Raw genomic sequence first — 6,000 nt, 5'->3', positions numbered from 1 at the left:
CTCAAAGAACTACGTTCTTAAAGCCCTGCAGGCATTTGCTAATGATGATAAACGAGATACTCTTTATTACTCTCGGGCAGCTATAGAAAGCCTAACGGATCGGTTATGGACTTGGATGGGAAGAAGTGGAGATGGGCGTATTGAACTTAAACTTAGTGGGCCAAGATCACCTTGGGAATTGAATAATAAGTGCAATAAAATTCGTTCTTCCTTGAGAAGGAATCAGAATCAGTCTATTTCAATTATTTCTTCTCTGGGAGCTCTAGATGCATTATTAGGGGTGGCTGGCGGCTCAATAGAATGGGGATACCTAAATAGTGGAACTCATGATTCTCAGCGAGATGGTGAGTTTGATCGCTCGGCTGTTGAAACTATTGTCCAAGCTGTAGGGGCATTAGATCAAGCGTTAACGGATCTTCAAAATGGGCGATAAAAAGTAGCACATAACAAGTCAAAGCACTCGGACGCAGCAAAGCTGCGCTGGTCTTTGAGGCGTTAATCCATAGAAATTTTTATCCGAAACTGACGAGTTAGAGTTAATGCTTTAACTCGGAAGTGTCCAAAAATGACTTTGATGGTGCTAGCTTCTACGAGTAGATTTAACAACACCATCAAAACTGTCAGATCCTGTATGAGTTACTGCATATAAATAATTATCAATTCGCCTTTTTAGGAGTGTTGATAATATCCTTCAAATATTGCGACAATTTTTCTAACGCTTCCCTTCGCTCATCGAAATAATCATGCTGGTTATAAATCCCTTCAACGCCCTTCAGTTTGTGGTTGAGGCAACGTTCAGCAACGTGTCCTGACGTACCTTGTTTGGCAAGCAGGGTGCGGCAGGTACGACGTAGATCGTGCACAGTGAAGTGGGGCATATCACCCATTAAGTTTGGGGGTTGTTTTTTCTTACCGGCTTCGTGGCCAAATAGTTTAGTGATCGCTCGGTTTAGCGTATCAGGGCCCATATGGGGATTTTTACTGGAGCGTCTGCTTGGAAAGACATAATCTGAGCCACACGCTCTAATTTTTAATTCATATAGCCATTCCATCACTATGGGAGGCAATGGAATCGCAATACCCACTCCTGATTTGCTTCTGTTTTTGGACAGATTCCACACCTTTTCATCAAGATTAAACTCCTTCCAAGGCGCTTCAGCCAACTCAGACTTACGTACTCCCAATGTAATCAGTAGTGCGCAGGCTAGGTAATTGTCACGGCTAAAACTGTCACTATTTTCCCTAGCGATCTTAAAAAACGTGGTGACTTCCTCTAGCGTTAAAGCGCGGTCTTTACTTTTTTCTAAGCCACCAGCATCTGATATAGAAAATGCACTGGCTGGATTTGCACCAAGTAAATCTAGTTTTATGCCGTGATTAAAAAGCTGCTTACAGTACATTAGAGCATCGTTAGCGATGGCGGGGCGGCCTGTCGCGGCGATAGTTTTGAGGATGTCTCTGATATCTCTAGCTGTAACAGTATCGATACTAAAGCTGCCTATATGCGGCGCGATATCCTTGCGATAGATACGTTCTGGAATATTGGCGTATTTAAGTCGATTGATGTTACCAAGGTGCCAATCAGCAAAAAGCTCATCAACAGTTTTGATTTGAGATTGCTCTGCACGTTTTTTGGCTACGAGCGGGTCGAGACCATCGCGAAACTGTTTCATTTTGGTAGCAGCTTCTGCACGCGCATCAGCAAGAGACATATCACTGTATTTTGCTAAGGTCATTTCTTTGCGTTTAGATTGCGCCGTGTAACGGAGCATCCAATATGGAACGCCAAGTTTTGGGACAACAAAATACAGACCGTTTCCATCTGCATACCGGCCTGGCTCTCCTTTTGCCTTGGACTCAATCTCTTTTACTGTCAGGTTTCCCATAAATACATTCCCCATCATGACCTTAAGGTTGCTTTTATGAAAGCCAACAATACCCACCGCTGGCGATCGGGATTATTGTAGCATACCCACCAATATACCCACCATATGGTGGTGGGTAATGGTGGGTATAGATGGATGTTAGTAGACGGTTTATATGCTAAAACTGATTAAAAACAATAGTTAATAATTCTAGGTGGATGTTTGTGGGCATTATTCAACGTTCTGGATCTGCTCGCGCATTTGCTCGATGAGCACTTTAAGTTCAACTGCGGCTGAGGTGATTTCAGTGCTGATGGATTTAGAGGCGAGTGTGTTCGATTCGCGGTTGAATTCTTGCATCATAAAATCTAAACGGCGACCTTCGCTGCCGCCTTTTTTGAGGATGCGGCGAGCTTCGGCCACATGGGCTTCGAGTCTGTCCATTTCTTCGGCGACATCTTGTTTCTGAGCCAGAAGCACCATTTCTTGCTCGATGCGGGCTGGGTCGAATTCACCTTTGATTTCTGCAAGGCGGTTGGTGAGCTTTTCGCGTTGATACAGCATCACCGTTGGCATGTGCTCGCGTACGACGGCGATTTGCTCGCTGACTCCGTCTAAGCGGCTTAACAGCATGTCTTTGATGGCTTCGCCTTCACGGCCACGGGCTTCGATGAATTGATCTATGGCTGAGTCGAAGGCTGTCATCAGATCGGCGCCGATGGCATCCATATCTTGTTCACCGCTCGCGAGCACACCCGGCCAGCGCAGGATGTCGGTCAGATTGACATCGCCTTGTCCCGCTTCTTGCTTGAGCCAAGTGGCGGCGCCTAATAACTGTTTTGCTAGCGCTTGATTCAACTGCAGCTCGTTATTGCTGTTGTCTGCCAGCTCGTAGCGCAAATTGACTTCCACTTTGCCGCGGCTTAAACGTTTACGAAGGCGGTCGCGCAGTACGGGTTCGAAGCTGCGGAATTGCTCGGGTAAACGTAGGTAAGTTTCGAGATAACGTTGATTGACTGAGCGAATTTCCCAGGAGGCAGTGCCCCATTGTGCTTTGTGCTCGATGCGAGCGTAGGCTGTCATGCTTTGGATCATGGGTTGTCCTAATGGTGTAATCGTCATAATGAGAGGCGATTATAGAGTCAATGGCTTTAGGATTAAAGGCATACAGTAAATATACCCAAGCTACCTGAAGATACGAGTTTCAGAGCGCCTAGGATGCTTCAATTCAAGGCGCAGCAATGACAGAATGTCGGCTACCTTTTGAATTGATGCAACACGGAAGTGAAGTGCCCTAGGCGTTCCGTCCCGGCGGTTGATGTTAACCACGGGGTAACGCACTTTATGCTGCGTTGGTTATTTTTAACTTAGTCCACTAGGTCCGCAAATAACCGCAATCGCCATGGATGGCGTGAATGCCATTTATGCAGGAGCAATAAATGGCCTTGCCTAAAGTGCGTTAAACTCCCGCTGAATTCTGCATCTTCAGGTTGTTTGGGTATAAGGACACTGATTAGGCGTTTGAGTGTGATGAGTTTGCCAGAGAATCACCCTAAGCATGGCATCCTAAGGCTCAAGCCCTTATAATATGCAGCCAAAATCGGTCAATGACTCAGAATACAGGAATCTCGCATGCGTCCAAGTAACAGAACGCCAGCACAAACTCGTCCCATCACTATCACTCGCCAGTTTACGGCCCATGCCGAAGGTTCTGTGTTAGTGGAATTTGGCGAAACGAAAGTGCTTTGTACCGCCAGTTTTACTGAAGGTGTGCCACGTTTCCTTAAAGGTCAGGGTCAAGGCTGGGTGACTGCGGAATACGGCATGTTGCCACGTTCGACCCATAGCCGTATGGATCGTGAAGCCGCTCGCGGTAAGCAATCTGGCCGTACACAAGAAATTCAACGTCTTATCGGTCGTGCACTACGCGCCTGTGTGGATATGAAAGCCCTAGGCGAAAACACTATCGTGATCGACTGTGATGTGATCCAAGCTGACGGTGGCACACGCACTGCCTCTATCACTGGCGCCTGTGTGGCCTTAGTGGATGCGTTGAACTGGGCGCGTGGTAAAGGCATCATTAAATCTAACCCGCTGAAATTCCTTATCGCTGCTGTCAGCGTCGGTATTTACAAGGGTGAAGCGATAAGCGATCTAGAATATATCGAAGACAGCGCCGCAGAAACTGACATGAACGTCGTGATGACAGAAACGGGCAAGATCATCGAAATTCAAGGCACCGCCGAAGGCGAGCCATTCAGCCACGAAGAATTACTCGAACTGTTGGCATTGGCGAAGAACAGTATTCGTGAAATCGTCGATGTGCAGAAAGCCGCCCTGAACTAATATTGTGGTGATGAAAAAGCCCCGTCATGTTATAGAGTGCGGGGCTTTTTATTAACTGCAGCTTTTTATCTGCAGCAAGATGCTAGTGTAGTGCAAGCCCTGTACCGAATAAAAATTCCTCATAATAAAAAACCAATAAAATACAAAGTCGTAAGGAGATATTGTGAAAGCTTATCAACGTGAGTTTATTGAATTTGCCCTAGAACGTCAGGTGTTGCGATTTGGCGAATTTACCCTTAAATCGGGCCGTATCAGTCCTTATTTCTTCAATGCGGGTTTGTTCAATACTGGCCGTGACTTAGCGCGTTTAGGTCGTTTTTATGCCGCTGCGTTAGTGGACTCTGGCATTGATTACGACTTGCTGTTTGGCCCTGCTTACAAAGGTATTCCGATTGCTACGACTACGGCCGTTGCCCTGTGTGAGCATCACGATATTGACATTCCTTACTGCTTTAATCGCAAAGAGAAAAAAGATCACGGCGAAGGTGGCAGCTTAGTCGGTAGCGAGCTTAAAGGCCGCGTGATGCTGGTGGATGATGTGATCACTGCAGGTACTGCGATCCGTGAATCGATGGAAATCATCGAAGCCCATAAAGCACAATTAGCTGGCGTGTTGATTGCCTTAGACAGACAAGAGAAAGGCAAGGGCGAGTTATCGGCCATCCAAGAAGTTGAGCGTGATTTTGGTTGTGGCATAGTGGCAATTATTAAACTCGCCAACCTAATCAGTTATTTGTCTGAAAAACCAGGGATGGAAGTGCAACTTGCCGCCGTGAGCCAGTACCGCGAGCAATACGGGATTTAAGTCTAGTGTTTGGCCGCTGGTATTAATCAAGCGGTTATCGCAGGCTTGGTGAAATCAGTTAATCAGCCAGCATTGATCTTAGCTAGGTTGAGAAGGGTTTGATTGAGTGAGTATGAAAACAAAAAACGCTGCGATTCTATAGAAGGAATCGCAGCGTTTTTTATTGAGCTGTATTGATTGCTATTGATTTAGGCACGCTTTAAATCACGTTAAGTTTCAATACTTTTATTTAGACTGGTGCAAAAACTCGGCGCGAGTTGCGGGGTTAGATTTGAAAATACCGCCCAGCGCTGTGGTAGTGGTCGAACTGGTGGAGTCCATCACGCCACGGGATTTTACGCAGTAATGCACGGCATCCATTTTAACGGCAACGTCTTTGGTTTCGAGCAAGGTTTGTAGCGCGACTAACACTTGCTGAGTCAAACGCTCTTGTACCTGAGGGCGTTGAGCAAAGAAACGCACAATACGGTTAATCTTTGATAAACCAATGATTTTTTTGCGTGGTAGATAAGCTATGGTCGCAGTGCCATCGATAGTCACTAAATGATGTTCGCAGGTGCTGGTAAGGCTAATGTCTTGCACTCGCACCATTTCATCGAAGCCCATCTTATTGTCGATAACCGTGATCTTAGGGAAGTTCGCATAATCTAAGCCGGAGAAGATTTCATCGACGTACATTTTAGCAATGCGGCGCGGCGTATCGGCAAGGCTATCATCTGACAGATCCAATGACATTAATGTCAGGATTTCTTTCATATGATGTTCAATCTTGTCTTTACGTTCTTCACTGCTGTAAACGCTTGGGAGCATTGGGGTTTCAAGTCCACGTTCTAATAACGCAGCTTGTACTTTTACTGCTGCTTCACTTAATGCCATCTTATCCTCCACTACGTCGTAGCGGCTATAACAGAAAACCTATGCTGATCATCGCGTGGTACTTGGGCTGTTCAGCATCAGATACAAATTATTGTTATTCTCGCTAGG

5 protein-coding genes and 1 pseudogene are annotated in these 6,000 nt (G+C 46.1%); 3 read left to right on the top strand and 3 right to left on the bottom strand.

The genetic code is table 11. From position 1 onward, the window contains the following. Positions 1–433 (top strand): annotated as a pseudogene (locus tag L5L94_RS21240) (ATPase); the annotation flags it as partial. Between the two features lie 223 nt (positions 434–656). Here L5L94_RS21240 and L5L94_RS21235 read toward each other — a convergent pair. Continuing rightward, the gene (locus tag L5L94_RS21235; RefSeq protein ID WP_263164980.1) at positions 657–1,886 is read right to left on the bottom strand and encodes a tyrosine-type recombinase/integrase; all 1,230 of its coding nucleotides are present in this window, start codon (positions 1,884–1,886) and stop codon (positions 657–659) included. Between the two features lie 210 nt (positions 1,887–2,096). Further along, positions 2,097–2,960: a YicC/YloC family endoribonuclease gene (locus tag L5L94_RS21230; RefSeq protein WP_263164978.1), complete on the bottom strand. Its 864-nt coding sequence runs from the start codon at positions 2,958–2,960 to the stop codon at positions 2,097–2,099. Between the two features lie 537 nt (positions 2,961–3,497). Here L5L94_RS21230 and rph point away from each other — a divergent pair. Further along, positions 3,498–4,211 carry a ribonuclease PH gene (rph, locus tag L5L94_RS21225; protein ID WP_006079862.1) on the top strand — a complete coding sequence of 238 codons (714 nt, stop codon included), beginning with the start codon at positions 3,498–3,500 and terminating at the stop codon, positions 4,209–4,211. A gap of 163 nt (positions 4,212–4,374) precedes the next feature. Continuing rightward, positions 4,375–5,016 carry an orotate phosphoribosyltransferase gene (gene pyrE / locus L5L94_RS21220; protein WP_263164977.1) on the top strand — a complete coding sequence of 214 codons (642 nt, stop codon included), beginning with the start codon at positions 4,375–4,377 and terminating at the stop codon, positions 5,014–5,016. A gap of 225 nt (positions 5,017–5,241) precedes the next feature. Here pyrE and folE read toward each other — a convergent pair whose 3' ends face one another. After that, a complete protein-coding gene (gene folE / locus L5L94_RS21215; RefSeq protein ID WP_006079864.1) occupies positions 5,242–5,892 on the bottom strand; it encodes a GTP cyclohydrolase I FolE in 651 nt (216 codons plus the stop codon). Between the last annotated feature and the right edge of the window lie 108 nt (positions 5,893–6,000).

Source organism: Shewanella sp. SM21, assembly GCF_025654335.1.
Taxonomy (GTDB): domain Bacteria; phylum Pseudomonadota; class Gammaproteobacteria; order Enterobacterales; family Shewanellaceae; genus Shewanella; species Shewanella oncorhynchi.
This window is presented reverse-complemented; position numbering and strand designations above follow the sequence as displayed.